This is a genomic window from Pectobacterium sp. CHL-2024 (assembly GCF_044751765.1).
In the GTDB taxonomy this organism is placed as follows: Bacteria; Pseudomonadota; Gammaproteobacteria; order Enterobacterales; family Enterobacteriaceae; genus Pectobacterium; species Pectobacterium brasiliense.
The window spans coordinates 234,016-259,956 of sequence record NZ_JBIXKO010000001.1 but is presented as its reverse complement, the minus strand read 5'-3'; the positions used below and the strand labels follow the sequence as shown (position 1 = coordinate 259,956).

The window sequence follows — 25,941 nt, the reverse complement described above, 5'->3', positions numbered from 1 at the left end:
ACACAATGCTTATAAACGCTTAGTGGCCGTACTAGACGGCCACTAAGCGCAATGAAACAACCAGTTATCTTTCTTAACCGCATCATCAAAGAATAGCACTTAAGCCTTTTCTCTCGATGACCTCCAGTATTCGTAACGCCGCACCCGTTGGTGCGCTTACTCCACGTTCCCATTTCTGAACGCTGTTGGCCGACATATTAATGATGCCAGCCAGTTGGCTTTGACTAATTTTTTCACGCTCACGGATGGCCCGCACTCTGCTCGCGTCCATACTGGCGCGTGATTCCGTTTTTTGACTTTCCGCTACCAGGCGATTGATAGCGTCAAGATCGACGTCACTGGCCGTACCTGCGGCATGTTGACGCTGAATCATGCTCTGTATATTTAATAATCGCTTATCAACCATTTATCACCTCAACAAGCTCTTTGTTTTTAAGGTCTGTTTCGAGATCGGCATCAGATTTATTTTTAAACACCGTTGACGCAATTTTAAAAGCCGCCAATACATCATCGGGAATTTCTTTCCCACGCGTTGATACCGTGTTTTTCTCCCATCCTTCAAAGAAAAACACCTTACCTTCTCGATGATAAGCCACTATTGTCCGGGCACCGCCACGTTTACCCAGACTGGTAGCAACGCGCTTTTTATAAACACCACCACCGAGACCTCCTTTATCGGGATGATCAATAATGTCTGCCGCAATATCACGTAACTGTTGATCGGTTATGCCTGATTTTCTACGAGATTTATTGTAGTGACGCTCAACAAAAATCCTTTTTTGTCCCATAAAAGAATGCCCGATATTACTATGGTAATAACTACCATAGTAATATCGGGCAATAGCGTCAACCGGTTCGGGAGTCGTTTATTCGGATTGCGTACCTTTCTTCTTCATCCACTCCGGCTTCTGGAACGCGTGGAACATGGAGTTTTTGTCCTCAAAGAACGCTGCGAATTCCGGGGATTGAACGGCGGCTTTCAGATCCTGAGCGAACGGTTTGTCGGCATCTTCCGCACGCACAACGATCATGTTTTTCAGGTCTTCCGGCAGCACATCCAGTTGAATCGCGTCAGACAGGTTCAGGCCAGCAGAAATCGCGAAATTGGCGTTAATCAGCGAGCCCGTTACGCCGCCCAAAGCACGCGGCAGCTGTGCGGCTTCCAGCGGTTTAAAGACCAGCCCTTTCGGGTTTTCCGTGATATCACGCAGCGAGGCTTTGGTCGGCGTAATCTCTGGATTGATCTTGATCAGCCCGTATTTTTGCAGGAAATCCAGCGAACGTGCCAGATTGGACGGATCGTTTGGCAGCGTGACGATATCGCCCGCTTTCAGCTCATCCAGCGAGCGTACTTTGTTGGAGTAAAAGCCCATGCTGGCCGTCGGCACGGTGATCACTTCCGCCAGTTTCAACCCTTTATCCGCGCTGAAACGATCGAGATAGCGGCGGTTTTGGAACAGGTTGGCGTCGATACTCTTGTTCGACAGCGCCAGATTCGGCTGGATGTAGTCGCTGAATTCGCGCACTTTTACCTCGTAGCCTTTTTTCACCATTTCCGGCTTGATCGCTTTCGTGACCATATCGCCATACGGCCCCGGCGAGACGCCGATGGTGATTTCTTTGCCTGAATCTGCTGCGTAAGCCTGAGAGATGCCCAATGCCAGCATGAGTGGAATGAGTTTTTTCAATCGCATCGTCGCGTTCCTGTCTGTCCGATTTAGTCAGTCTTCGCCGTTTTGCTAACGGCATTCTCGTTATGTTGGGCGTCTGTAACCACGGTTAAGATCGAGATACCGGGAGCGACCACGGTGTGAGGCATCCCTGCGGGAACCTCATCACCGTGTTTCTCCCTAAATCTATCCCCTTACGCGCGATGCAACATCGCTCATTATTTTTCTCTATTTTTATAACGTTATTCCCTGGTGTTGGATAACGTTTTACTGCTCACATGCCTTACTAAAAAAGGCTTACTCAAGAATCAGTTAAAACAAAAAGGTTTCCTGCCCGTAGCAATATTTGTCGTACAGTTCAGGGTTAATCTCGAAGCCGATTCCCGGTTTATTTGGCACTGCGACGCAGCTGTCTTTGTCTAATTCGACAAACGGCAGCATGAAGTCTTCATGCCAATAGCGGGAAGATGGCGGAATATCGTGCGCATAGATAAAGTTTGGCAGCGTAGATACCGCGATGTTGTGTGCTTTACCGACCGCCGTATCCAGCATACCGCCGCACCACACCGGAATATTGTGGGCCTGACAGTAGTCATGAATCAGCTTGGTTTCAGTAATGCCGCCCACGCGCGCGACTTTAATATTGATAATTTTGGCGCTGCCCAACTCGATCGCCTTACGTGCATCCTCTACCGACGCAATGCTTTCATCCAGACAGATAGGCGTATTTACCGCCGCCTGCAGTTTGCGGTGGTCGATAATATCGTCGTGCGCCAGCGGCTGTTCAATCATCAGCAAATTGAATGGATCAATGCGCTTAAAGAAATCGATATCGTCCAGTGTGTAGGCAGAATTGGCATCCACCATCAGTGTGATATCACCAAATGCCTGACGCAGCGCCAGAATATAGTCGTAATCTTTTCCCGGCTTGATCTTTATTTTGATGCGCTTGTAGCCTTCCTTCAGGAAATTATCGACCACGCTGACTAATTTATCGGGCGTTTCCTGAATACCAATACTCACGCCCGCTTCGACTTTATCCCGTACGCCACCCAGTAATTGATGCAGCGGTACGCCTTTTATCTTCGCGTAGGCATCCCAAATACCGCCTTCGATGGCCGCTTTGGCGCAGTTATTACGCTTTACCGGGGCGAAAATATCGCGCACCTGCGAAGGATGTTCAATATCCCCAGCCTGCTTAATCATCGGGATCAGGAAGTCACGCATAATATGCCAAGCGGTGACGTTGGTTTCTTCGTTATAAAACGGCAGCGAAATTGCCGAGCAATCACCGTAACCAATCTGTCCGCCAGCATGCACTTCCGCGATGGAAAAATGTTTCTCCGTCTGCGTCGCAAAGCTGGTCGTAAATGGCGTTTTCAGCGCCATTTTCATTTTTCTTAATACAATTTTGTCTATTTTCATGACATCTCTCTGCTGCCCTGAATACCCTATTCTGTCGTGGTTTAGCGGCGTTCGCGCTTATTCGCCCGACGCGATAATATATCGCCCAGCGTTTGCACGACCTGCACCAACACCACCAGCGCAATCACGGTCACCACCATCACTTCGGTTTCATAACGGTAATAGCCGAAGCGGATCGCCAGATCGCCGACACCACCGCCGCCAACAATCCCGGCCATTGCCGAATAACCAATCAGGCTGACCAGCGTGATCGTCAGGCCGCGTAATAATCCAGCCAGCGCTTCCGGTAACAGCACGGTGGCGATGATACGCGTCGGGCTAGCACCAAAGGCTTCCGCCGCTTCCACAATACCCGGATCGACTTCACGCAGTGCGGAATCCACCAGACGCGCATAAAAGGCAATCGCCGCGACTGACATCGGCACCGCCGCCGCAACCGGCCCAATCGTGTTACCCAGCAGCAGCTGTGTTAATGGCAACAGCAGCACCAACAGGATCACAAACGGGATCGAGCGGATGATATTCACCAGAATGGTCGACACCAGATAGATAAAACGGTTCTGCCAGAATAAATGACGATCGGTCACATAAATCGCGATACCTAACGGCAGCCCGAATATCACCGCACAGAGCGTTGAAATACACACCATCGTGAAGGTTTCACCGAAGGCGAAGATTAATTCACCGAATAACTCAGTCATTGATGACCTCCACCCCAAAGGTATTCTGTCGAATATAAGCAATAGCAGCAGCTAAATTATCTGCCGCAGGATCGTCACGGTATGAAATCTGAGCGATAATATGCCCCAGTGCGCGATCGTTAATGTATTCAATATTGCCGTGCAGAATATTGACCGATACCTGAAACTGCTGTGCCACGTCGGATAATATCGGTTGTTCTACCGAATCATCGGCGAAGAGTATTTTCAGCAAGACGCCTTTATTATTCTGCTTAAAGCGTTCAGGTAATTCGACCGGGCTGGTATGGCTAACCAGCTGTTTGGTATAGGCGTGCTGCGGCGAGGAGAAGATCGTAAAGACGTCGCCCTCTTCCACAATATTTCCGCCCGTCATCACCGCCATGCGCTGACAAATACTTTTAATCACGCTCATCTCATGGGAAATAAGCACGATCGTGATACCTAACCGGACATTGATGCTTTTCAATAGCGCCAGAATAGACGCCGACGTTTCCAAATCCAGCGCCGAGGTAGGTTCATCACACAACAGCACTTCGGGATGGTTAGCGATGGCGCGGGCAATGCCCACACGCTGCTTCTGCCCGCCGCTCAGCTGCGCCGGATAGGCAGCCCCTTTGTCCTGCAACCCGACCAGCGCCAGAATTTCCGGCACGCGTGAGGCAATCTCTTCTTTACTCTTCCCCGCAGCACGCAGGCTGAACGCCACGTTGTCATACACATTGCGGGTATGCATCAGATTAAAATGCTGGAATATCATTCCGATACGCTGCCGATGCTGACGCAGCTCGCGGCCAGACGCATCGCTAATCAGCGTATCGCCCAAAAACACGCGCCCTTCGGTTGGGCGCTGCAATAAATTGATCGTCCGCAGCAGCGTACTTTTTCCTGCACCGCTGGTGCCGACAATCCCAAACACTTCACCCTGTTGAATGGTCAGGTTGACGTTGTTTACCGCCCTGGACTGTGCTGCTTTACCGGCGGGAAAATCAACGCTCACGTTTTCTAACCGAATCATTACCTGACTCACTCCTGCTGTTACTGACTATTTTATTGGCATACGCAAACGTATGCCTGTTTGATGTAGGGAAATCATTATTCGTGGGTAAAATCATTTCGCATTAGTTGACGTTGAACCTATCCCACAGGACTGTTTCACTTGCCATTTTTAACAGGGGTAGGCTCGCCATCGCCTTTTTGCGTTGAGGAATAACCGGGCTATTTATGTCTGTCATTTTTGTTATAATTAGATTAATTACTTATAAATCAATGAAATATTAAAAAATAATCGTCTGTTTAAAGTAGAGAGAAATGAGCTTTGCGTCAATGATAAAAAAAGCAAATCACCTTTCTGTTTTTTAGAAACTCTTTTATGTCTTTTTCTTCTATATAGGTAACTACCGTCCTCAGTCACCCTTGTGAGGTTCACGGCATCACCAAACATAACAAATCATGATAATGCGTTGATAAGCATCTCAAAATATATCCTGAAACATTACCATCACAATCAGCGCCTAGCCTGATCCCGCACCGACAAACGTTTATCCTCCCAATTAAGGATGCCACCATGCGTTATCGCTCTATGCTGCTGCCTGTTGTCAGTCTTTTCTTATTACCGCTTTCTGAGTTTGCAACGGCGTCTGAGCCGGACAGCGCGACGATCGGCGCCATTGTCGATACCACTACGCAAGCCAGTAACCGCCCTCAGGTTATTGAACTGGAACAAGCCATTCAGTCCGCGCTGCGCAAAGCGATCCAGGGCAATGCACCGCAGCTTACCCGGGCTCAGTTGGAGCAAGCGAGAGAAACGCCACAAATGGCGGACATCGACTGGCTCAATAACAGCGGTTATGACTTCGCCGTGAAAGCCAACCAGCAAGCCGGCATTGCGCTACTGGAATCTTTCTCACACCTTTCCACCGATGTGTTACAGCAAAACATGGCTATCGTGACGCGCATTAATCGCGAAGCGACCACCGGGCAGCGCGAACAGGCGCTGATCGATGCCGAAGGTCAGGGGTATCTCTACTATCTGGCGGATGCATTGGGTCCGCGGTTGGGCAAGGTCTTTATTAACGCGTATAACCACGGTGAAATACGCAAGGCTGCCGTCTTACTCAAGTTATCCGCCGTCAGTACCTCCGCGGCTAAGCAACATTTCGACTACCCTCGCCCTTTCCTACAGCCGAATAACACTATTCATCTGGTGCCGGATACCGCCGTGATTGGTGATAAGAAACCCTACACCGCTTCCGGTGGCGCATTTCCGAGCGGGCATACCAACACCGGCTACACCGACGCGCTGCTATTAGCGGAAATGATCCCTGAGCGTTTCGTCCCACTGATCGATCGCGGCGCGCGCTACGGCTATTCACGCATCGTGCTGGGCGTACATTATCCATTAGATGTGATCGGGTCGCGGATGCTTGCTGAACGCAACGTGGCGCACTACCTCAACGACCCACAGTACCGTCGGCTGTTTGAACAGGCGAAGACGGAACTACGCAGCGCGTTAGAGAAAGCCTGTGGTACAACGTTGAGCGCCTGTGCCAAGAGTGATCCACAGGACGATCCTTACGCCGCACCGGAAATGAAGACATTTTATCGTTACACGATGACCTACGGCCTGCCGGCGCAACCCGGTAAAGCGCTCCCGGTTAGCGTTCCAGAAGGTGCGGAAGTCCTGCTTGACCCCGTGCTTCCGCATCTCTCCGTTACCGAACGCAGAAACCTGATGGTGAAAACCGCGCTGGCTGACGGGTACCCGCTCTCCGGCGCACCGGGCGATAAAGGCCCGCAGAATTTCTGGCAGCGCCTCAATCTGCATGACGCCGTGCAGTTAGCTCAGCATCGGTAACGGCTCTCCTCTTCCCCCCGTATTTTCCTGCGTGGGGAAGAAGAACGTCACGCGGGGGGATAGTATTTAATAACGGAAAATTAATAACGGAAATTTATTATCCGAATGATTATCCTCACCGTGGTTTTGTTTCATTATTTTTAAAAATTCACGCTTCTGGTTTTTTAGAAATCGGCAATTATGGCGTTACCTTAACGATTATCTCCGTCAGTTAGCTGTAACGGTAACTTTCCGGTCAGGATAATATTTTAATGACTATTTCCCAGACAGCATAGAATGCCAATTGGTTTGTAAATCAATGTAAATCGATGCTGTCACAAGTCCCCTGATGCCATTTTTTAATTTTAGTTAGTCTCAACATAAACATTCTCTTTCTTCCGTCGATATAGGAATACCGCTCCTTATCTGGGAGTAATTTAGAGGTACTTATGAGCATTAAACTTAAATTAATTTCGGTTATGTTGTTAATGGCATTATTGCTTTTGGTTGTCTCTCTTATCGGGCTGTTTGGCATGAACAACACCAACCAATCGATGAAAACCCTGTATCAGGATCGGCTGATAGCACTGGGTTATCTGGACAACATCACCCGACAGGTGAACACCGTGATGTTTGAAGTCGCCAGCGTTGATCTCTCACAACCAGGCGATGTTAAGACCGGACTGGAGCACATTGCAGAAGCACAAAAAATTTATGATGCGCAATGGGATTTATACAGCAAGACGTATTTAACGGGCGACGAGAAATTATTAGAAGAACAGTTTGCAATGTTATACAAGCAGTACAACGATAAAGTCGTTACTCCCGCCATTAATGCAATTAAGAAGAATGATAAAGACGCATTAGAATATATTATTAATCACACCTTAAAAAGCGAATACGCACCGCTGCAAAAGACTGCCGATCAGTTGATTAAATTACAATCTGATGTGGGCCAGGAACTCTATTCTGAATCACAAAGTAGTTTCAGTAATATATTATTTTTCGTAGTGATTACCCTTCTGATCGGGATAGCTATCGTTGCCTTATCCGGTTGGCGATTGATTCTATCGATTGCCGTACCGATAAAAAATGCCGTGGATTTAGCCAGAAAAGTGGCAGATGGCGATCTGACGCACCGCATCGCGATTACGTCGAACGATGAAATGGGACAGCTACAAACCGCACTGCGGGAAATGGTGCTGAACCTGACGGATATCGTTGAGCGCGTACACAGCAACGCCGACATTATTGCGACCGCATCCAGCCAGATTAACAGCGGCAATATCGATCTCTCCTCTCGAACCGAGCAGCAGGCCAGTTCACTGGAAGAAACCGCGGCATCAATGGAACAGATGACCTCCTCGGTCAAACAGAATGCCACCCATGCCGCTCACGCCAGCCAGTTGGCAACCACCGCCTCACAACGCGCGGTTGACGGCGGCAAGATGATGGGCGATGTGACCAATGCCATGCAACAGATGGTGTCATCCGCAGAGAAAATCACCAATATTATCGGCGTGATCGACGGCATCGCCTTCCAGACCAACATCCTCGCGCTGAACGCCGCCGTGGAAGCCGCCCGAGCGGGCGAACAGGGCCGAGGCTTTGCGGTCGTCGCGGGCGAAGTGCGAACGCTGGCACAGCGCAGCGCCAACGCGGCGAAAGAGATCAAAGAACTGATCGGGACGTCCGTGGAACAGGCAAATCATGGACACCATGCCGTCATCGACGCGGGCAGCATGATTCAAAGCGTGGTGGAAGACATTAAACGCGTGGCCTCGATCGTGACCGAAATTTCTACCGCCAGCAATGAACAAAGTCTGGGCATTGGGCAGATTAATACCGCGATTTCACAGATGGAAACGGTCACGCAGCAAAACGCCGCGCTGGTAAACGAAGCCGCCGCGGCCGCTGGTTCACTGTCCGAACGTGCGGGTGAACTCAGCCATGCCGTTGCGGCGTTCCGTATCTAATCACCTTGCCTTTTCACGTCACCCGCACGATTGATTATTCCCATGTGCGGGTGTCGATGACCTTTAACACGTCGCTCAACGTGGTTAAAAACACATCGGCGTGCTCTTCCTGAAACACCAGCGGCGGGCGAACTTTCAGCACGTTCGCCGCTGGCCCCGTCGCGCTGATCAGCACGCCGCGCTGACGCATAGCATTCACGACCTGTAATGCGGATTCAGTTGTCGGCGCTTTGCTTTCGCGATCGCTAACCAGATCTACACCGATAAACAGACCGTAAGCCCGAATATCGCCAATCAGCGGGAAATCCTGCGCTAACTGCTGTAAGCCGTGCCGCAGATAATCACCAACCCGCTGGGCATTCTGCTGTAACTGTTCTTCCCGAATCACTCGCAGCACCGCGTGCGCCGCCTGACAGGACACCGGATTGCCGCCGAACGTATTGAAATAGCGAACATCTCGCCCGAATGCATCGAACAGCGCGGAACGCCCAACCAATCCAGCAATCGGATGTCCATTGCCCATCGGTTTCCCTAAACTCACCAGATCGGGGACAACACCGTGACGCGCAAAGCCCCACATTGATTCCCCGGTGCGCCCAAAGCCCGGCTGCACTTCATCTGCGATAAACAGCCCGCCCGCCTGACGAATCAGCGCGGCCGCCTGCGCCATCTCACCTTCAGGTGCGCAAAACACGCCATCACTGGAAAAAATCGTATCGATCAGCAGCGCGGCAGGACGAATGCCTTCCTGCTGCATCTGCGCCAGCGCCTCACGAATACTGCGAAGAAATGCACCGGGCTGGCGATAGGTATCCGGCGGCTCGATCAGTTTCACGTGACTGCCACGCGCCACACCATCCCCCAGCGACGGCGACAGTTCTGCCAGCGCGCTGGTCACGCCGTGATACGCCCAGCGCGTTACCAACACGCCCGTTCCCCCCGTCGCATGTCGGGCAATGCGTAATGCCAGATCGTTGGCTTCACTGCCGGTACAGGTCAGCATCACGTTGTTCAACTCGGCAGGAAACTCACTCAGCAGATCTTCCGCGAAATCAACAATTGCAGGGTGCAGGTATCGCGTGTGGGTATTGAGCTGTGCGCTCTGTCGCGCCATCGCCTCAACCACTGCCGGATGGCAATGCCCAACCGAGGCCACATTGTTATACACATCCAGATAGCGTTTCCCCTGATGATCGACCAGCCACACGCCCTCACCGCGAACAACGTGCAGGGGTTCTTCATAAAACAGGCGGTAGCCGCTGCCCAATACTCGCTGACGGCGCGCCAGCAACGCCTCTGTCGTGGTCATTTCAGGCGTGATTTCTCTCTGATTCATCGCGCGTTCTCCGGGCAAACCTGCTGTAGGCGAGTCACAAACTGGGGATGGGAATAGGTCGCGATGCGCTGCAAACTGTGCCAGCAGCGCGGCACATTGCGAAGCAGATACGCCCGATTGTCGGGATAGCGTGATGCCCGCCACTGCGCAATCGTCAGGGTCAGCGCCATGCGGGTCGCAATCAAATCCGGTAACAGTGCGATCTCCGCCGATGTCAGCGGTCTGTGCTGATGATAGGCAGCAACAAACGGCACAACCTGTTCCAGCAGGTCCGCGCCATCGCCAATCTGGTACGCCAGCGCCGTCGCCACTTCGCAGATTAGCGGGGCAAAGACGGCATCGCCAAAATCGATAATGCCGGTGACCCGCGTCGGCGATGAACCGTCTACCAGCACGTTATGCGGGTTCAGATCGTTATGAATGACCTGGCGGCGTAGCATCGTCAATTCAGGCGCGACGTGGCTGTCATAACGATCAAAAGTTCGCTGAAGATGCTGATACTGCTGTCGCTCAGGAACGAAATCGAGATAAGGACGCACCTGCTCTGCGCGGCTGATATCCCACAGTAGAGAACGGTTCGCTGCCGGATGCGTAAAGCCGTGAAGCGCGTTGTCTAACTGCGCCAGCGTGCCCCCCAGTTGCGGCATCAGTGCCGTTGAAGGAGAAGCCAGATAGTGCGGCATTCCTGCGAGATAGCTCACCAGCCGCACGCGCAGCGGTACGCCATCAATTTCAACGCACGTTTCTGGCAGACCCGCTGTTGTCGGCCTGATGCGCGGTACGGGCAATTCGGGTGCCTGCTGAGCAAGATGCAGTAGCAACGCGGTCTGAAAATCGCTGACGTCGGGAGGCTCCGCCGCGTTGATGACTTTCAGCATGTAGCGTTCATCTGGCGTGACCGTCAGGCAGAAATTCATATCACGCTCGCCCTGAAGCAGCGCCATCTGCCCAGACAAGCCATATTCTTGCTGCGCGATAGCCAATGCCTGCTGACAGGAAACCTGCGGGACCGCCTGCGTCATCAGCTCATCGCCATGCGATGCAACGTCGGCAAAAATCGGCTGATTGGACGCTTCAGGGGGAAACGTGGGAAAAAGTACAGTGCGTCGTCCGTCAGACATGCTGCCCTCCGTTAACGTGGATTTCCGCGCCGTTAACATAAGAAGCCCCGGAAGTGCAGAGAAAATAGATCAGGCTTGCTACCTCTTCGGGTTTACCTAAACGCTGCATCGGCACCTGCCGCTCAATAATGTCGTCCGTCCCCGGTGACAGAATCGACGTTTCAATTTCCCCCGGCGCAATTGCATTGACGCGAACGCCGTGTGGACCAAAATCAAAGGCCATTTCCCGCGTCAGCGCGGACAGCGCCGCTTTTGACGTGGCGTAAGCTACGCCGGCAAAGGGATGAACGCGCGATCCGGCAATCGAGGTCACATTAATCACGCAGCCCTGTGACGCTTTTAGCTCGTCGAACAAGCCGTTTGCCAGCAGCGCGCAGGAAAACAGATTGACGTTGAAGACCCGCAGCCAGGTCGCATAATCCGTGTCGCGCACGCCCAGACGCTGCCCGTCGACACCCTTTGGTGAAATTCCCGCGTTATCGACCAGCGCATCTAATCGCCCGCTCAGCTTTTCTTTAATCAGCGGCAGCGTCTGTTGCAGGCTGTCGATATCTTCCAGATCGAGATGAATGTGATTAAGCAATTTTTCCGCCCACGGGCACTCTTCCGCCCAGTTTTGGCGCGACGCGGTAAAGATTCGCCACCCCGCCGCATGAAAATGCTTAACGGTGGCATGCCCGATACCCCGGCTAGCGCCGGTCAGCAAGAGTGTTTTTTGCACTGTCATACCGAATCTCCTGAGCCTTTGTACACGACGCATCAAAATGGTGTTTGATGCATCAAAAATTGGGTTTTAAAAAAAGCTGAAGGAATTTTCAGCAAAAAAGCGATTTTTCTCCTTGGCGTAGAATGATGCTGAAGAGAAAACGTTTTTCAGGATGAGCAGCATGGATGCTGCGAAAGCCAGTGCCGCGTCGGGAACGCGTCACTGGCGGTCCGTCAGGAAAACGTTATCTCTGAAGGCACCGCGTAGCGGCATCATGTACCGCCAAAAAGCCAGGGTTCCAAGGGCGACGGCAACTGAGCCGCCCTTGGTCGTGCGCTCTCCTATGCAAAGGGAGAAATAAGCTATCAACGCGCACGAAACAAACCACCAATACTAAACAAGGATTACGAGGCACATCCTAGCGTGGTGCGGTTATCCACCTTAACCCCCACTCCGTAAACGCTCCGAGCGGCGGCGTAAAATCTCCATCACGATGAGCAGGACGAGCGCAGCACCGACCATCATGGTGGCGGCGGCGGCTATCGTCGGGTCGAGATTTTCGCGGATACCGGCAAACATCTGTAGCGGCAGCGTGCGCTGGCGCGGGCTGGCGAGGAACAGCGTGACGATCACCTCATCAAACGAGGTCGCGAAAGCAAAGAGCGCACCGGAGAACACGCCGGGCGCAATCAGCGGGAACGTTACCTTGCGAAAAGCCAGTAACGGCGAAGCACCCAGGCTAGCGGCAGCACGCGTCAGGTTGTGATCGTAGTTCTTCAATACTGCGGTGACCGTAATCACCACGAACGGCACACCCAGCATCGCATGTGCCAACACCAATCCCAGATAGCTGTTCAGCAGCGACAGCTTGGCGAAGAAGAAAAACATCCCTACCGCGACAATCACCACTGGCGCAATCATCGGCGAAATCAGCACGGCCATCACGAGCGACTTCCCGCGAAACTCACCGCGTACCAGCCCGACCGATGCCAGCACGCCGAGCACCGTGGCCAGCAGTGTGGCAAGCGGCGCAATCAGCAGGCTGTTGCCCAGCGCCCCCAGCCATTCGCTGGAGTTGAAAAACTCGCGATACCAGCGCAGGGAAAATCCCGTCAGTGGATAGCTCAGAAACGAACCGGCATTAAATGAGAGCGGAACAATCACCAGCACGGGCACGATTAAAAACAACAGCATCGCCGCCCCGTAAAAATTAAAGAACGTGTTCCACAGACGGATCATCACTTCACCCTGCTGTCTCATTTATTATCTCCCCAATATAAGGTGTGCTTAGTGCGCCGCGGCTTCTGCATTGGTGCGCGTGACACGGATGTACACGACGTACAGCAGCGTCACGATGATCAGCAACTGCGTCCCCAGCGCGGCCGCCATTCCCCAGTTCATCGTGCTATTGGTGAAGAACGCGACAAAATAGCTCAGCATTTGGTCACTCGGCCCGCCCAGCAGCGCTGGCGTAATGTAGTAGCCAATCGCCATCATAAAGACCAGCAGCGCCCCTGCCGTCACGCCCGCGTACGTTTGCGGCACGTAAACCCGCCAGAAGGCGATAAACGGATGCGCCCCCAGCGAAATCGCCGCGCGTACATAGTTCGGGGAAATACCTTTCATCACCGCATACAGCGGCAAAATGAAGAACGGCAGCAGGATGTGGGTCATTGAGATGTAGACACCGATGCGGTTAAACACCAGCACCAGCGGTTCATCGATAATGCCGATGTGAATCAGCGAGCGGTTGATCAAGCCGCCCGACTGCAACAGCACAATCCAACTCGCGGTGCGCACGATCAGCGATGTCCAGAACGGCAACAGCACCAGAATCAGCAGCAGATTGGCGCGGTTAGACGGCTGTTTTGCCAGCCAATAGGCCAGCGGATATCCCAGCCCCACGCACAGCAGCGTCACCACGCCCGCCATGAGCAGCGTACGCAGCAGCACGTCGACGTACAGCGCCTGATCGGCAGGCTGCGGGACAATCTGCTGCGTGGTGGCATCGATTTTGTGGTCAAACACCGCCAGCAGGTAATAGCTGGTGAAAGGCCGCGCCGCCCGGTCGAACGTTTGCCAGGTCGCCAATTCACCCCACATTGGCTGCTCACGTATCAGTTGAGCGCATATGTCGCTGCTGCCCTCGGCGGGCAGCTTACGCAGTGTGCGGGTAATCAGCGTACGGTATTCCGATCCTTCATACCCTAACCGTTTGGTGATCGTGCTTAGCTTACCGCTGCTGCGGGCATCACGCAGATCGCCAACCAGCGCCCGAAAGACGGCTTCATCCGGTACATCGTTGCCCGACCAAAGCCGCATCGCGGCAATGGTCTGTGGCATATTGTCACGCAATTCCGGGTTGGAGACGCTTTTCCCCAAAATCGAGGTGATCGGGAAGAGAAAACTCACCACGATAAACAGAAACAGCGGCGCAATCAGCAGCAGAGAGCGTTTCTTATAGGCTTTCTGCGCCAGCCACAGTTGCTGCTTCAAGGTTGAATTTTCTTCGTTTCCGCCAGACGCTACAGCGGCGACGACATCGCTCTGGGACATAGGCTCTTTCTCCATCATCACGTACGGTCACTCACTGCGGCTTTATTGCGCGGCCCAGGCATTAAAACGTTGCTCCAGCTCTTCGCCGTGATCGATCCAAAACTCCGTATCGACTTGCAACGCCTGTGCCAGATTATCCGGTGCGGTCGGCAGATTAGCCGCGACGGCGGGTGCCAGCAGGCTAGTGGTTTTGACGTGCGTCGGGCCGTACGGAATGTTTTCGGCGAATACCTTCTGGTTTTCCGGCTGGTTGGCAAACGCAATAAACTGCTCCGCCAATGCCTTGTGTTTGGAGCCTTTGACGATCGCCCAGCTATCCAGATCGTAAATACTGTCGGCCCAGACAATCTTGAAGTCATGCCCTTCTTTCTGCGCCGCTGAGACGCGGCCGTTATACGCGGAGGTCATCACCACATCGCCCGACACCAGCCATTGCAGAGGCTGTGCGCCGGATTCCCACCACTGGATATTCGATTTGATCTGATTCAGTTTCTTGAAGGCGCGCTCGACACCTTCTGGCGTCGCCAACACCGTGTAGAGATCCTCACGCTTCACGCCATCGGCCAGCAGCGCGATTTCCAGCGTAAATTTGGCGCTTTTACGCAGCGCACGCTTGCCGGGATAATCCTTCACATTCCAGAAATCAGCCCAGCTTTTCGGTGCCTGTTTCAGCTTCTGCGCGTTATAGGTCAGTACGGTAGACCACAGGAAGATCCCCGCACCGCACTCGCTGACTGCGCCTTTAACAAACTGAGACTGATCGCCCAGTTTTGACCAGTCCAGCGGTTCAAACAGCCCTTCGTTACAGCCGCGCATCAGTTCTGGACCTTCAACTTCCACGACGTCCCAGCCTACCTGTCCGGTTTCCACCATCGCCCGGATACGCGCCATTTCACCGTTGTACTCACCGGCTTCCACCGTGCCTTTGCCCGCTGCGGCGAACGGTTTGTAAAATGCCTTATCCTGCGCATCCTTGTTTAACCCGCCGAATGAGATCACCGTGACGGACTCCGCCTGCGCCTGACAGGCCATCGTCACCAGAAAAGCCGTGGCCGCTATTTTCTTCAGTACCGGACGGTTGAAGAGGCCTTTCGCTTTGGATGTGTTGTTGAGTTTGGACATCTTTTCGCTCCTGGAGTGTTAGCCAACGTAATAAGGTCAAATACGAACCACAATTTTTGTGCGCTGAATTTTTGATGCATCATGTATCATGATAATCACGCAAAAAAATATGAGCATAAATTGTGCCAATTCAAAAATTTTATTGATGTTTTACTATTGCGGCGGCGGGAACGGTGAGGAGAAGCATCAGGGAGACACAACCCCACTCTCCACCTGATGCCATTTCACCCTTTTTGCCATGTTGTGGTGCAAACCAGTATTGTTTTGCACCACCCAGACACATTGCGCGTCTGGTGTTCGCGTGCCGATACGGGCTATCGACACGCGTTTCTTACCGACGATCTACCGGGAAAGATCGACGCAGAGGTATTTCATTTCCAGATAGTCTTCGATCCCGAAACGTGACCCTTCACGGCCCAACCCCGACTGCTTCACCCCGCCAAACGGCGCGACTTCATTCGAAATCAGTCCGGTATTAATGCCGACCATGCCGTAGTCCAATGCTTCCGGTACCGTCCACTGACGCACGGCGTCACGCGTGTAGACATAGGCTGCCAGCCCAAACTCGGTATCGTTCGCCATCGCAATCGCCTCTGCTTCATCGCTGAAGCGGAACAGCGGTGCCACGGGCCCGAATGTCTCTTCGCGGGCAAAGCGCATCTCGCGTGTCACCCCGCCGACGATGGTTGGCGTGAAGAACGTGCCGCCCCGTTCGTGGCGTTTCCCACCCAGCAGCAGCGTTGCCCCGTGCGATAGCGCATCCGCAATGTGCTGCTCAACCTTGCTGACCGCATCGGCATCAATCAGCGGCCCCTGCGTCACGCCCGGCTGCGTACCGTCGCCGACCTTCAACTTGCGCACTTCCTCAACCAGCCGTTCGACAAGCGCTGGATAAATACCCTCTTGCACGTAGATTCGGTTAGCGCAGACGCAGGTCTGCCCGCTGTTGCGGAACTTGGAGGCCAGAATGCCTCTCACCGCCTGATCCACATCGGCATCATCGAATACGATAAACGGCGCGTTACCGCCCAGCTCCAGCGACAGCTTTTTCACCGTCGGCGCACTCTGCGCCATCAGAATGCGGCCTACTTCCGTCGAACCCGTGAAGCTCAGCTTGCGCACCACCGGGCTATCGCACAGCACTTTACCGACCGACTGCGCATCGCCAACGATGACCTGCAACACGCCGTGCGGAATCCCCGCCTGCTGCGCCAGTTCCGCTAACGCCAGTGCGGTAAACGGTGTCTGCTCGGCAGGTTTAACGATCATCGTGCAACCGGCCGCCAGCGCAGGCCCGACCTTACGCGTGATCATCGCCGCAGGGAAATTCCACGGCGTAATCGCCGCACACACACCAATCGGCTGCTTGATGACCAGCAGGCGCTGTTGCCCCTGTGGGGATTGCAGCACGCTGCCTTCAATGCGCTTGGCTTCTTCCGCAAACCAGTCGATAAAGCTGGTCGCGTAGGCGATTTCGCCCCGCGCTTCCGCCAGCGGTTTTCCCTGTTCCGCCGTCAACAGCGCAGCCAGATCCTCCTGATTGTCCATAATCAGGCGTGCCCATGCCTGCAATAGCGCGGCACGTTCTTTTCCCGTCTTCTTACGCCACTCAACCAGCGCCTGTTCAGCGGCGGTAATCGCCTGCTGAGTTTGTGACACCGTCACTAGCGGTACGCTACCCAGTACCTCGCCCGTCGCCGGGTTGGTGACGTCCAGACGCTCACCGTTTTGGCTGTCTTGCCACTCGCCGTCAATCAGGCAGTGTTGACGGAATAAGGCTTGTTGTTTCAGTAACTGTTCCAGTTGCATAGCTTCTCTTCTATCGTGTTAATACGCGCGTCAGGATACTCATCGCCTTGCTGAACTGATCGTCAGGCACCGTTAACGGATACAGGAAACGAATCACGTTGCCATGCACGCCGCAGGTCAGGAGCAGCAGACCCGCTTCCAACGCGCTTTTCTGAAATTGACGGGTAATCTCTGCCGAGGGTTTACCAGTCTGCGGATCGTTAAATTCGGCCGCTACCATCGATCCCTGTGCACGAATCGCCACCAGTGCCGGACACTGCGCTTTGATCTTCTCCAGCGTTTCCACCAGCGCAGCACCCAGACGCTGTGCTCGTTGGCACAATTTCTCTTCTTCAATCACATCCAATACCGCCAGCGCCGAAGCAACCGACAGCGGGTTACCCGCATAGGTGCCGCCCAACCCGCCCGGCGAAGGGGCATCCATGACGTCAGCGCGACCGACGACGCCGGAGATCGGGAAGCCACCGCCCAGGCTTTTCGCCATGGTGATCAGGTCCGCTTTCTCCGCGTAATATTCCATCGCAAACAGCTTACCGGTACGGGCAAAGCCGGTCTGCACTTCATCGGCAATCAGCAGAATGCCATGCTCGTCGCACAGTTTACGCAGCCCGCTGATAAAGGCTGGCGGCGCGACGTGGAAACCGCCTTCGCCCTGTACTGGCTCCAGAATAATCGCGGCGACCTGATCGGCGGCGATGTCGGTATGCATCAGGCGTTCGACGCTTTCCAACGCCAACTCAACGGTGATGCCTTGTTTCTCATTCGGATAAAGCGCGTGAAAAATGGAGCCGGGGAACGGCCCGAATCCTGTGGAGTATGGTGCCACTTTGCCCGTCAGCGTCATGGTCAACAGCGTACGGCCGTGAAACGCCGCGTTGAAGGCGATCACGCCGGGGCGTTTGGTGTACGCGCGGGCAATTTTCACCGCGTTTTCTACCGCTTCGGCGCCGGTGGTAAAGAACGTGGTCTTTGCCGCGCCTTCAATCGGTGCCAGCGCGTTGATGCGCTCGGCCAACGTGACATAGCTGCTGTAAGGTACAATCTGGTAGGCCGTATGGGTAAAGCGATCCAACTGCTCGCGCACCGCCGCGACAATCTTCGGGTGGCGGTGGCCAGTGTTCAGTACCGCAATCCCAGCGGCGAAATCGATAAATTCTCGACCTTCCACATCCCACAGCGTGCTGTTTTCCGCACGCTCGGCATAGAAATCACACATGACGCCCACACCACGCGGTGTGGCGGCCAGACGGCGTTGATTCAGTTCGCTATTCTTCATGGTCTGCTCCGGTATCCCAAACACATCGGTTAGTCGTTGAACGATGATGAGTCGAACGGTAACGATTAGTGTAGTTGCAAGATGATGATGTCATTTAGACGCGAGATGGTTCTATAATCCAGTGCCAGTTTTGAATATTTGAAGGATCCACTTTTGCGCTCACTTCTGACCGACTTATTGCTTCAGCGTTTAGCCAACCAGCAAGACGGCGCGCTGAACAAGCGTTTGTACGACAGCATTCGTCTGGCGATTCTTGATGGCGCGATTGCCGCTGGCGAGCGTCTGCCATCGTCGCGCGATCTGGCGCAGCAGCTGTCGCTGTCGCGCAATACCGTGCTGACGGCTTACGAACAGCTACTGGCGGAAGGCTATATTGAAGCGCGTAAAGGAAGCGGGACTTTCGTCACGGAACAGCTCCCCGATGGCAACATGCAGCCGGTGAGCAGCGACAATGCCGGAGAGATACGCGAACCTAAGCATGAGCTGTCGCGGCGCGGTATGCATCTGCTGGGGTATGCCGGTGCCTCCGCCCGACAATGGGGTGCATTTATGCCGGGCATCCCGGATATCGCCAGTTTTCCCCACGATTTATGGCGACGGATTCAGACGCGCCTGACGCGGCGCGTTCGCCCTGAGCAGCTTTCCTATTCGCCGGTTGGCGGCTGCCCCGAACTGCAATTGGCGCTGGTAGATTACCTGCGCGTCGCCCGTTCGGTGGAGTGTACGCCGGAGCAAATTCTGATTACCGAAGGCACCCATCAGGCGATGGATCTGCTGGCTAAAATGCTGTGCAACCCCGGCGATCTGGCCTGGATTGAAGATCCCTGCTATTGGGGCATTCGTAATGTCCTGACGATTAACGGCCTGCGCGTTGCCCCCGTCGATGTGGATGAACAGGGGCTGGTACCGCCGGAAACGCTCTCGCCCGACGCTACCCCACGCCTGATATGCGTGACACCGTCACATCAGTATCCGCTGGGTGCGGTGATGAGTCTGGCGCGACGTCAACGTCTACTGGCACTGGCGCAGGAGCACGGCTGCTGGGTCGTTGAGGATGATTACGACAGCGAGTTTCGTTTTTCCGGCAGCCCGATCCCTGCGTTGCAAGGATTACAGACGCAATCGCCGGTGATCTACATTGGCACATTCAGTAAAACGCTCTACCCCGGCCTGCGCGTCAGCTACATGGTGCTGCCGCCGTTGCTGGCGCAGTCGCTGAAGACGGCACATTCCGAACTCTATCGCGGCGGGCACTGGCTCACGCAGGCGACGCTCGCGCAGTTTATCCGCGAAGGCCACTACGCTGCGCATATCCGCCGCATGCGCCTGCTGTATGCCAAACGCCGCGCGCTATTGACGTCACTGATCGAACAACATCTGGGCGCAGATTACGTCGGGGACAACAGCAACGCCGGGCTGCATATGCTGCTCAGCCTGCCTTCCCACATCGACGATGTTGTATTGAGCGCCGCGATTTTGCGCCGCGGCGTGATGGTCAAACCACTTTCCAGCTACTATCTGCAACCGACACAGCAGCGCGGTTTATTACTGGGCTACGCCAGCGTGGAAGAGAGCCACATGACGCAGGCATTTTCCGTGATTGTGGCCTGTATTCAGGCGCTGAATCCCCCTCATTCTGACGCCTGACAGCTCCCGTTTTTTATGCGTCCCTTCGCACCGTTACGGTGCCACCCTCCATCGGCGCGCCCTATTACGGCGCATCCGTTATGATGAACGACGGCGTTATGACGCATTGCAACAAGGTATTTTCTGCTCACTACGCATTCGGCATGGTTTATGCATTCTTATGAATAACAGTGACTGCCGGAGAGTGAAAAATGAGAAATTACGTCAGCTTCAGGAATGTTCAGAAGACCTATGACGGCGACCGCCTGATCGTCAAAAACCTCAATCTGGATATCCGTGAAGGTGAATTTCTGACCCTGCTTGGGCCATCCGGCTCGGGAAAAACCACCAGTTTGATGATGCTCGCCGGGTTTGAAACCCCGACGCAGGGGGAAATTATGCTGCGCGACGCCCCGCTGCACCATCTCCCGCCGCACCAGCGCGACATCGGTATGGTGTTTCAGAACTACGCGCTGTTCCCACACATGACCGTGGCGGAGAATCTGGCATTTCCGCTCTCCATCCGCCGCCTGAACCGTGCCGATATCAAAGAGAAAGTGGATCGGGTACTGGATCGCGTAAAACTCACCAGTCTGGCCGATCGCTACCCTGCACAGATGTCCGGCGGCCAGCAGCAGCGTGTGGCGCTGGCTCGCGCGCTGGTTTTCGAACCAAAACTGGTGCTGATGGATGAACCGCTGGGCGCACTGGACAAGCAACTGCGCGAGCATATGCAGCTAGAAATCAAGGAGCTGCATCAGTCGCTGGAATTAACCGTGGTGTATGTCACCCATGACCAAAGCGAAGCGATGACCATGTCCAACCGCGTCGCCGTGTTTAACGATGGCGTGATTCAGCAGATGGACAGCCCCAGCGACATCTACGAAAAACCCGAGAACGCTTTTGTGGCGCAGTTTATCGGCGAAAATAATACGCTGCTCGCCACGCGTGCCGAGGCCGAAGGCGCATTCTATCGGGCAACGCTGGACGACGGCACTTCGCTACGCGCGCTGAAAGTCCGCCCCAGCTCACCGGGTCGAAAAATCACGCTCTGCATCCGTCCGGAACGTATTCACGTCAACGCGGTTCACGTCGATGACGGCATGCAGCACGTCAAAGCCCGAATTCAGCAGTTCATCTATCTGGGCGATCACGTCAGGATGATGACGGAAGTCGCAGGCCAGTCGCAGTTTATGGTGAAACTCCCCGCCAGCGAGATTCAGCCACACTGGAAAGCCGGCACCGAAGTCAACCTGTCCTGGCAACCGGAACACCTGCGCGCGCTGGATAGCATCATCACGCATTAAACGTGGCGCGTTAACCGTGTCAAAAGACGCAGAAAAACGAGTGACATAAAATAGAATGTTGCCCCCGAAACAGGGGCAACAAATAAACTATTAACGCGACGGGAACAGATAAAGAAAAGGGGAAAATCATTAGCGCTATAGTGCATAATTTTTATTTAGGTAATTAATGCGTGACCACTCACAACTCAAAAATATCCTGTTTATTAATGACAGAATATCGCTGGAATTTTTTCCTGATATCTATTTAAACTCAATACTGTTTCAAGTGCTACCCCTTCCTATTTCAAGTTTCAGATACGTTATTCAATAATAACGTTTTATTCTGCAACACGAATTATTTAGGGCACATTCTAATGGATAGAAATCTCAATTAAGGGAATCGGTATGGATACGCCGCACTTCTTTGACCTGTCTGGAAAAACCGCGCTCATCACCGGAGGATCGCGTGGATTAGGGCTACAAATTGCTGAAGCACTCGGAGCACAAGGGGCCCACATAATCCTCTCGGCGCGCCACGCCGATGAATTGCAGACCGCGCAGTCACACCTCTCCTCATTGGGTATTCGCGCCGACTGGGTTGCCGCCGACAATGCGCAGGATCGCGATATTGAGCGCCTCGCAGAGGAAGCCATCGCCAAGACGGGTCAGATAGATATTCTCGTCAATAATGCCGGTACGGCATTCGGTTCCCCAGCGGAAGACCATGCAATTGCTGACTGGGATCGCGTCATGAACCTGAATATCCGCAGCCTGTTTTTATTAACGCAGAAAATCGGCAAATGCAGCATGATTCCCCGCCGCTATGGAAAAATTATCAACGTAGCATCGCTTGCTGGCTTGCAGGGCAATTTGCCCGGCTGGCTGGAAGGCATCGCTTACAGTACCAGCAAGGGTGCCGTAGTGAACTTTACCCGGGCATTGGCGGGCGAATGGGGGGAGTTTAATATCACCGTCAATGCGCTCGCCCCCGGTTTCTTTCCTTCCGCCATGACACAGAATTTGTTGAATCGACTTGGCGTTGATGCACTGGCGCAAAAATCCCCGCTGCAACGTATTGGGGACGATGAAGACTTAAAAGGCGCAGCGATCCTATTTGCCTCCGATGCCAGTAAATATATTACAGGTCAAATACTTTCCATTGACGGAGGCATGAGCGCTATATAAATCGCTCCTACATTGTTAGCTATCAATCCTATCTTTAATCATTCCAAATTAACGAGGCTCATGGAGGAGGCGCGTAATCTAGCCAACAGGCATGCAACTTGAAGTATGACGGATATAAATTCATGTACGTTTTCAGTTGAGCTAATTACAGGAGTAATAGCGATGAAAAGTTGCTTTGATGGATGGTCACCACAAGTCATTGATAGTGAAGATAAGGCGGCGGTCATTGCGCATATCGAAAAATATCGGTTTGCCATCGTTACCAGCGAATGGAAATACGAGGATTCTGACTTCCAAAAAATGTCGATGCTTTATTCGCTGGGTGATATTTATCAGTCCGCCTTTAACCGTCAGGAGCACAAAGAGGGGGTATCCACATCCGGAGTGAATCAGATTGGCGGGCTCTCACACGGCACCCATAAGGTTTTCAATAGTACCTCACACCTTTCTCTTCATACCGATGGTTCGTATATCCCGATTGGGAGCATAAAAACGTCGATTCTGCTTTGCAAGCAGCATGCGACCCAGGGCGGCGGAACCGTTCTGTTCGATAGCGTGTCTGCCTTTCAGCGACTTCAGGCCGAACACCCTGATTTAGCGAATATTCTGCTTGAAGACCAGATTTTCAGACGCCGCTCAACCGGGACACAGTCCGGAAAACAGTACGCCCATATTGGTCCGGTTTTTCGTCCCGATCGTGACGGCGGGTTTATCGGCGGGTTTACGCTGGATGTGACCGCCGACTGGGACTATTCACGCAGTATCAATCCGCGCGTTGTCGAGGCCGTCGAATATATGTCACAACTGGCCGCGGAAGGCAGTCGCTATCACCTGACCTTCCCTCTTTATCGTGGTCAGGCCTTGATCATGCGTAACGATAAAATCTCTCACGGACGCCATGCCTATACGGATGATCCCGCCAGTCCAAGAACGCTGCTGCGAGGCATGTTCACCCGCGCACCAAGCCTGATCGCATAATCTAAGGAGAGATCATGACCGATCGTTCAATGACGGAATCCGCGATAGCGGCACGTTGGGATGGCTGGCTGACGTGCCCGCAAGCGCACCTTCACGCCCGAATGCGAGATGAATTAACTGGGACACCGATAAGCGAGGAAACGCTGGCGACAATGCTGGCCTTCGTTCATGAATATCGGATCAACGGCGTCAACTGGAGCGCTCAGGGCATACGCGGAGACGAAGTTCAGGAGCAACTACAAGGCCTCCAGCACGATGCACCGCCGTATTTTGCGCTGTTCTGCGAAAAAATCGCTCTGGCTGAAAAATACAAATGGGTCGGCGGCAGCGTGGATGCGGACATTTTGGCTGCACAAACCCGCTATCAGAAGTTTGCCATCGTCTCCACACCCAGAGCGGGCACTCACCTGCTCCGCACGCTGTTAGGCTCCCACCCGAATATTGAAATGCACGGTGAAGCCTTCAACCGCTTTGGTCAACATTTGCTGCCCTATTCCGTTAAAGACACCACGATGGAGACGATCCTGCATCGCCACTTGTTCAAACCCTATTTTGAATACGTCGAGGCGGTTGGTTTCGTGCTGTTTCGGGATCTTGATACTACCTGGGGTGATGCCCCCATCTGGCCCGCCTTGCAAGCGATCCCTGACCTGAAACTGATCCTGTTAGAGAGAAGAAGCCGGCTACAGCAATTTGTGTCGTTGAAGAAAAGCCTGCGCGATCGCATCTGGTACGTCGGCAAGCAGGATAGCCGCCCGATTTCGCACGAAAAAATAGCGGTGTCTGCCGATGAATTAACGACATTCATCGATAGCAATCTGGAAAATCAGGCTGCGTTTTATCAGGCTTTTCAGCACCATGACATCCTCACCCTTGACTACGAAGAGGTCATGTCAGCGCCCGATATCGTTGCCAGCACGGTGCTGTCTTTTCTGGGGATTTCCGATTTCCGGCTCTGCGCCGGCACAGGGAAAAAAGAGACCCGAACGATTGATTCGATCGTGAGTAACGTTGACGACCTCAGGACCACGCTGACAGGGACACAATATGAATCCTACCTCTAACTCATACTGGCCGCCTTACACCGCTCTCGCGGAGCAAGACGAACGCCCGCTGATTCACCGTGGCGAAGGGGTTTATCTGTATGATGAACGCGGCCAACGCTACTTTGACGGCATGTCCGGCTGCTATAATCACTGTCTGGGGCACTCTCACCCTGAATTCATTGCCGCCCTGCAACAGCAATTATCCACGCTGATTCATGCCTGCAATATCTATTCAAACACCCAACTCCCCGGCGAACTGGCCGAGAAACTTGCCGCGAAGCTCATCGGTACGGGCCTGAGCAAAACATTCATCGTCGGGAGCGGCAGCGAAGGCGTTGAAAGCGCACTAAAAATGGCCTGGCAATATCAGGTCAACCGCTCCCGTCCGGCGCGAACGAAAATCGTGGCAATTAACGGTGCGTACCACGGCTGTACGCTCGGCGCGATGATGGCAACAAGACGCCCTTTTATCAACGAGGGCATTTTGCCGTCCCTGCTCGACAGCAATACGATCACGATGCCCCCGCCTGAGCACCTCAGCGATATCAGTGCCTGGGAAACGCTGCTGGCAGAACAGGAATCGACTATCGCCGCCGTTATTATTGAACCGATTATGGCAATGGAAGGCACCCGACTGCTGCCTGAGGGCTTCCTGCAACAGCTCTCGCTGCTGACAAAGAAGTTCGATATTCCACTGATTTGCGACGAGGTCTACTGCGGCGTTGGCCGCGCAGGGACGTTCTGTGAATCAGTCTCACAAGGCGCACAACCTGACATTGTCATTTTCAGCAAGTGTCTGGGGGGTGGCGTTCCCATCACCGCCGTGCTTGCCACTGAGGCCATTACCGACAGCTTCACAGGGCAAACGCCACCGTTTTTCCGCCACGGCCACACGCAATCCGGCAACCTGCTGGGCTGTCGCGCCGCGCTGTTTGTCATGGATTATCTGGATGCACATCACCTCTACGATGCGGTCACTGCAAAAGGCAGGACGATCCTCCAGCTCACCAAACAACATCTTCCGCCAACCGAAGGGCTGATCAGCGTCCAAGGCAAAGGGCTGATGCTATCGATGACGTTTTCGTCCCTCGAACAGTGTGGACGCGCGCAGGCGGCGATACGGCAGCATGGAGTCATCGTTGGTGCAGCAGGCCCATACTTAAAACTGGCCCCGGCCTTCACGATTTCAGCCAACGAAACAGAGGAACTGATTCAACGCATGACCACGGCACTGGGAAGCCTCTGATGGGCGTTAACCGCCACTATCTGTCAGGTGTGATTAACCCCCA

22 protein-coding genes are annotated in these 25,941 nt (G+C 53.7%); 8 read left to right on the top strand and 14 right to left on the bottom strand.

Annotated elements, in window-relative coordinates:
* Positions 1–85: 85 nt before the first annotated feature.
* The 6 genes from ACIPUG_RS01110 to ACIPUG_RS01085 form a co-directional block, all read right to left on the bottom strand.
* A complete protein-coding gene (locus tag ACIPUG_RS01110) occupies positions 86–406 on the bottom strand; it encodes a DNA-binding transcriptional regulator (protein ID WP_039358997.1) in 321 nt (106 codons plus the stop codon).
* The gene (locus ACIPUG_RS01105; RefSeq protein WP_052234718.1) at positions 399–788 is read right to left on the bottom strand and encodes a type II toxin-antitoxin system RelE/ParE family toxin; all 390 of its coding nucleotides are present in this window, start codon (positions 786–788) and stop codon (positions 399–401) included. Before ACIPUG_RS01105 ends, ACIPUG_RS01110 begins: the two co-directional genes overlap by 8 nt.
* Positions 789–866: 78 nt before the next feature.
* Positions 867–1,694, bottom strand: a complete 828-nt coding sequence (locus ACIPUG_RS01100; RefSeq protein ID WP_039288787.1) for a MetQ/NlpA family ABC transporter substrate-binding protein — start codon at positions 1,692–1,694, stop codon at positions 867–869.
* Positions 1,695–1,982: 288 nt separating this feature from the next.
* Positions 1,983–3,095 carry an o-succinylbenzoate synthase gene (menC, locus tag ACIPUG_RS01095; protein WP_349912736.1) on the bottom strand — a complete coding sequence of 371 codons (1,113 nt, stop codon included), beginning with the start codon at positions 3,093–3,095 and terminating at the stop codon, positions 1,983–1,985.
* A 41-nt stretch (positions 3,096–3,136) separates the two neighbouring features.
* Positions 3,137–3,796: a methionine ABC transporter permease gene (locus ACIPUG_RS01090; protein ID WP_039558475.1), complete on the bottom strand. Its 660-nt coding sequence runs from the start codon at positions 3,794–3,796 to the stop codon at positions 3,137–3,139.
* Complete coding sequence (locus ACIPUG_RS01085; protein WP_339098762.1) at positions 3,789–4,811, bottom strand: methionine ABC transporter ATP-binding protein; 1,023 nt, start codon at positions 4,809–4,811, stop codon at positions 3,789–3,791. The genes ACIPUG_RS01090 and ACIPUG_RS01085 overlap by 8 nt, the downstream gene beginning before the upstream one ends.
* 549 nt (positions 4,812–5,360) lie before the next feature.
* Here ACIPUG_RS01085 and ACIPUG_RS01080 point away from each other — a divergent pair.
* Both ACIPUG_RS01080 and ACIPUG_RS01075 read left to right on the top strand, forming a co-directional pair.
* Entirely contained in the window at positions 5,361–6,650 is a 1,290-nt protein-coding gene (locus ACIPUG_RS01080) for a phosphatase PAP2 family protein (RefSeq protein WP_400336955.1), read from the top strand.
* Between the two features lie 467 nt (positions 6,651–7,117).
* Positions 7,118–8,605, top strand: coding sequence for a methyl-accepting chemotaxis protein (locus ACIPUG_RS01075; protein WP_235204976.1), 1,488 nt, complete (start codon positions 7,118–7,120; stop codon positions 8,603–8,605).
* A gap of 34 nt (positions 8,606–8,639) precedes the next feature.
* Here ACIPUG_RS01075 and ACIPUG_RS01070 read toward each other — a convergent pair whose 3' ends face one another.
* From ACIPUG_RS01070 to ACIPUG_RS01035, 8 genes are all read right to left on the bottom strand, one after another.
* On the bottom strand, positions 8,640–9,941 hold the full coding sequence (locus ACIPUG_RS01070; protein WP_104209290.1) for an aspartate aminotransferase family protein: 1,302 nt from the start codon (positions 9,939–9,941) through the stop codon (positions 8,640–8,642).
* Complete coding sequence (locus ACIPUG_RS01065; RefSeq protein ID WP_400336952.1) at positions 9,938–11,062, bottom strand: phosphotransferase; 1,125 nt, start codon at positions 11,060–11,062, stop codon at positions 9,938–9,940. Before ACIPUG_RS01065 ends, ACIPUG_RS01070 begins: the two co-directional genes overlap by 4 nt.
* Positions 11,055–11,789, bottom strand: a complete 735-nt coding sequence (locus ACIPUG_RS01060) for an SDR family NAD(P)-dependent oxidoreductase (protein ID WP_400336950.1) — start codon at positions 11,787–11,789, stop codon at positions 11,055–11,057. Before ACIPUG_RS01060 ends, ACIPUG_RS01065 begins: the two co-directional genes overlap by 8 nt.
* Before the next feature lie 420 nt (positions 11,790–12,209).
* Entirely contained in the window at positions 12,210–13,028 is an 819-nt protein-coding gene (locus ACIPUG_RS01055) for an ABC transporter permease (RefSeq protein ID WP_010276953.1), read from the bottom strand.
* A gap of 27 nt (positions 13,029–13,055) precedes the next feature.
* Positions 13,056–14,324 carry an ABC transporter permease gene (locus ACIPUG_RS01050; protein WP_400336948.1) on the bottom strand — a complete coding sequence of 423 codons (1,269 nt, stop codon included), beginning with the start codon at positions 14,322–14,324 and terminating at the stop codon, positions 13,056–13,058.
* A gap of 42 nt (positions 14,325–14,366) precedes the next feature.
* Positions 14,367–15,446 (bottom strand): ABC transporter substrate-binding protein, encoded by a 1,080-nt coding sequence (locus ACIPUG_RS01045; RefSeq protein WP_014915575.1) that lies wholly within the window; start codon positions 15,444–15,446, stop codon positions 14,367–14,369.
* A gap of 342 nt (positions 15,447–15,788) precedes the next feature.
* Complete coding sequence (locus tag ACIPUG_RS01040; RefSeq protein ID WP_289364170.1) at positions 15,789–17,255, bottom strand: NAD-dependent succinate-semialdehyde dehydrogenase; 1,467 nt, start codon at positions 17,253–17,255, stop codon at positions 15,789–15,791.
* A 10-nt stretch (positions 17,256–17,265) separates the two neighbouring features.
* Complete coding sequence (locus tag ACIPUG_RS01035; protein ID WP_075278171.1) at positions 17,266–18,531, bottom strand: 4-aminobutyrate--2-oxoglutarate transaminase; 1,266 nt, start codon at positions 18,529–18,531, stop codon at positions 17,266–17,268.
* A gap of 153 nt (positions 18,532–18,684) precedes the next feature.
* Here ACIPUG_RS01035 and ACIPUG_RS01030 point away from each other — a divergent pair, with 153 nt between their 5' ends.
* The 6 genes from ACIPUG_RS01030 (at position 18,685) to ACIPUG_RS01005 (ending at position 25,898) form a co-directional block, all read left to right on the top strand.
* Positions 18,685–20,178: a PLP-dependent aminotransferase family protein gene (locus tag ACIPUG_RS01030; RefSeq protein WP_400336945.1), complete on the top strand. Its 1,494-nt coding sequence runs from the start codon at positions 18,685–18,687 to the stop codon at positions 20,176–20,178.
* Positions 20,179–20,369: 191 nt separating this feature from the next.
* The gene (locus ACIPUG_RS01025; protein ID WP_400336943.1) at positions 20,370–21,464 is read left to right on the top strand and encodes an ABC transporter ATP-binding protein; all 1,095 of its coding nucleotides are present in this window, start codon (positions 20,370–20,372) and stop codon (positions 21,462–21,464) included.
* 384 nt (positions 21,465–21,848) lie between these two features.
* Positions 21,849–22,628, top strand: coding sequence for an SDR family oxidoreductase (locus ACIPUG_RS01020; protein ID WP_400336941.1), 780 nt, complete (start codon positions 21,849–21,851; stop codon positions 22,626–22,628).
* 162 nt (positions 22,629–22,790) lie between these two features.
* The gene (locus ACIPUG_RS01015; protein WP_040043293.1) at positions 22,791–23,606 is read left to right on the top strand and encodes a TauD/TfdA family dioxygenase; all 816 of its coding nucleotides are present in this window, start codon (positions 22,791–22,793) and stop codon (positions 23,604–23,606) included.
* Positions 23,607–23,620: 14 nt separating this feature from the next.
* A complete protein-coding gene (locus ACIPUG_RS01010; RefSeq protein ID WP_400336939.1) occupies positions 23,621–24,670 on the top strand; it encodes a sulfotransferase family protein in 1,050 nt (349 codons plus the stop codon).
* The gene (locus ACIPUG_RS01005; RefSeq protein WP_400336937.1) at positions 24,654–25,898 is read left to right on the top strand and encodes an aspartate aminotransferase family protein; all 1,245 of its coding nucleotides are present in this window, start codon (positions 24,654–24,656) and stop codon (positions 25,896–25,898) included. The genes ACIPUG_RS01010 and ACIPUG_RS01005 overlap by 17 nt, the downstream gene beginning before the upstream one ends.
* The last annotated feature ends 43 nt before the right edge of the window (positions 25,899–25,941 follow it).

Excerpts from the sequence above, each read along its gene's own strand:
- ACIPUG_RS01080 (WP_400336955.1), top strand. The coding sequence starts at position 5,361 with ATGCGTTATCGCTCTATGCTGCTGCCTGTTGTCAGTCTTTTCTTATTA.
- ACIPUG_RS01015 (WP_040043293.1), top strand. The coding sequence starts at position 22,791 with ATGAAAAGTTGCTTTGATGGATGGTCACCACAAGTCATTGATAGTGAA.
- ACIPUG_RS01090 (WP_039558475.1), bottom strand. The coding sequence starts at position 3,796 with ATGACTGAGTTATTCGGTGAATTAATCTTCGCCTTCGGTGAAACCTTC.
- ACIPUG_RS01110 (WP_039358997.1), bottom strand. The coding sequence starts at position 406 with ATGGTTGATAAGCGATTATTAAATATACAGAGCATGATTCAGCGTCAA.
- ACIPUG_RS01075 (WP_235204976.1), top strand. The coding sequence starts at position 7,118 with ATGGCATTATTGCTTTTGGTTGTCTCTCTTATCGGGCTGTTTGGCATG.
- ACIPUG_RS01070 (WP_104209290.1), bottom strand. The coding sequence starts at position 9,941 with ATGAATCAGAGAGAAATCACGCCTGAAATGACCACGACAGAGGCGTTG.
- menC (WP_349912736.1), bottom strand. The coding sequence starts at position 3,095 with ATGAAAATAGACAAAATTGTATTAAGAAAAATGAAAATGGCGCTGAAA.
- ACIPUG_RS01105 (WP_052234718.1), bottom strand. The coding sequence starts at position 788 with ATGGGACAAAAAAGGATTTTTGTTGAGCGTCACTACAATAAATCTCGT.
- ACIPUG_RS01020 (WP_400336941.1), top strand. The coding sequence starts at position 21,849 with ATGGATACGCCGCACTTCTTTGACCTGTCTGGAAAAACCGCGCTCATC.
- ACIPUG_RS01085 (WP_339098762.1), bottom strand. The coding sequence starts at position 4,811 with ATGATTCGGTTAGAAAACGTGAGCGTTGATTTTCCCGCCGGTAAAGCA.
- ACIPUG_RS01065 (WP_400336952.1), bottom strand. The coding sequence starts at position 11,062 with ATGTCTGACGGACGACGCACTGTACTTTTTCCCACGTTTCCCCCTGAA.
- ACIPUG_RS01035 (WP_075278171.1), bottom strand. The coding sequence starts at position 18,531 with ATGAAGAATAGCGAACTGAATCAACGCCGTCTGGCCGCCACACCGCGT.
- ACIPUG_RS01040 (WP_289364170.1), bottom strand. The coding sequence starts at position 17,255 with ATGCAACTGGAACAGTTACTGAAACAACAAGCCTTATTCCGTCAACAC.
- ACIPUG_RS01060 (WP_400336950.1), bottom strand. The coding sequence starts at position 11,789 with ATGACAGTGCAAAAAACACTCTTGCTGACCGGCGCTAGCCGGGGTATC.
- ACIPUG_RS01050 (WP_400336948.1), bottom strand. The coding sequence starts at position 14,324 with ATGTCCCAGAGCGATGTCGTCGCCGCTGTAGCGTCTGGCGGAAACGAA.
- ACIPUG_RS01005 (WP_400336937.1), top strand. The coding sequence starts at position 24,654 with ATGAATCCTACCTCTAACTCATACTGGCCGCCTTACACCGCTCTCGCG.
- ACIPUG_RS01025 (WP_400336943.1), top strand. The coding sequence starts at position 20,370 with ATGAGAAATTACGTCAGCTTCAGGAATGTTCAGAAGACCTATGACGGC.
- ACIPUG_RS01055 (WP_010276953.1), bottom strand. The coding sequence starts at position 13,028 with ATGAGACAGCAGGGTGAAGTGATGATCCGTCTGTGGAACACGTTCTTT.
- ACIPUG_RS01045 (WP_014915575.1), bottom strand. The coding sequence starts at position 15,446 with ATGTCCAAACTCAACAACACATCCAAAGCGAAAGGCCTCTTCAACCGT.
- ACIPUG_RS01010 (WP_400336939.1), top strand. The coding sequence starts at position 23,621 with ATGACCGATCGTTCAATGACGGAATCCGCGATAGCGGCACGTTGGGAT.
- ACIPUG_RS01100 (WP_039288787.1), bottom strand. The coding sequence starts at position 1,694 with ATGCGATTGAAAAAACTCATTCCACTCATGCTGGCATTGGGCATCTCT.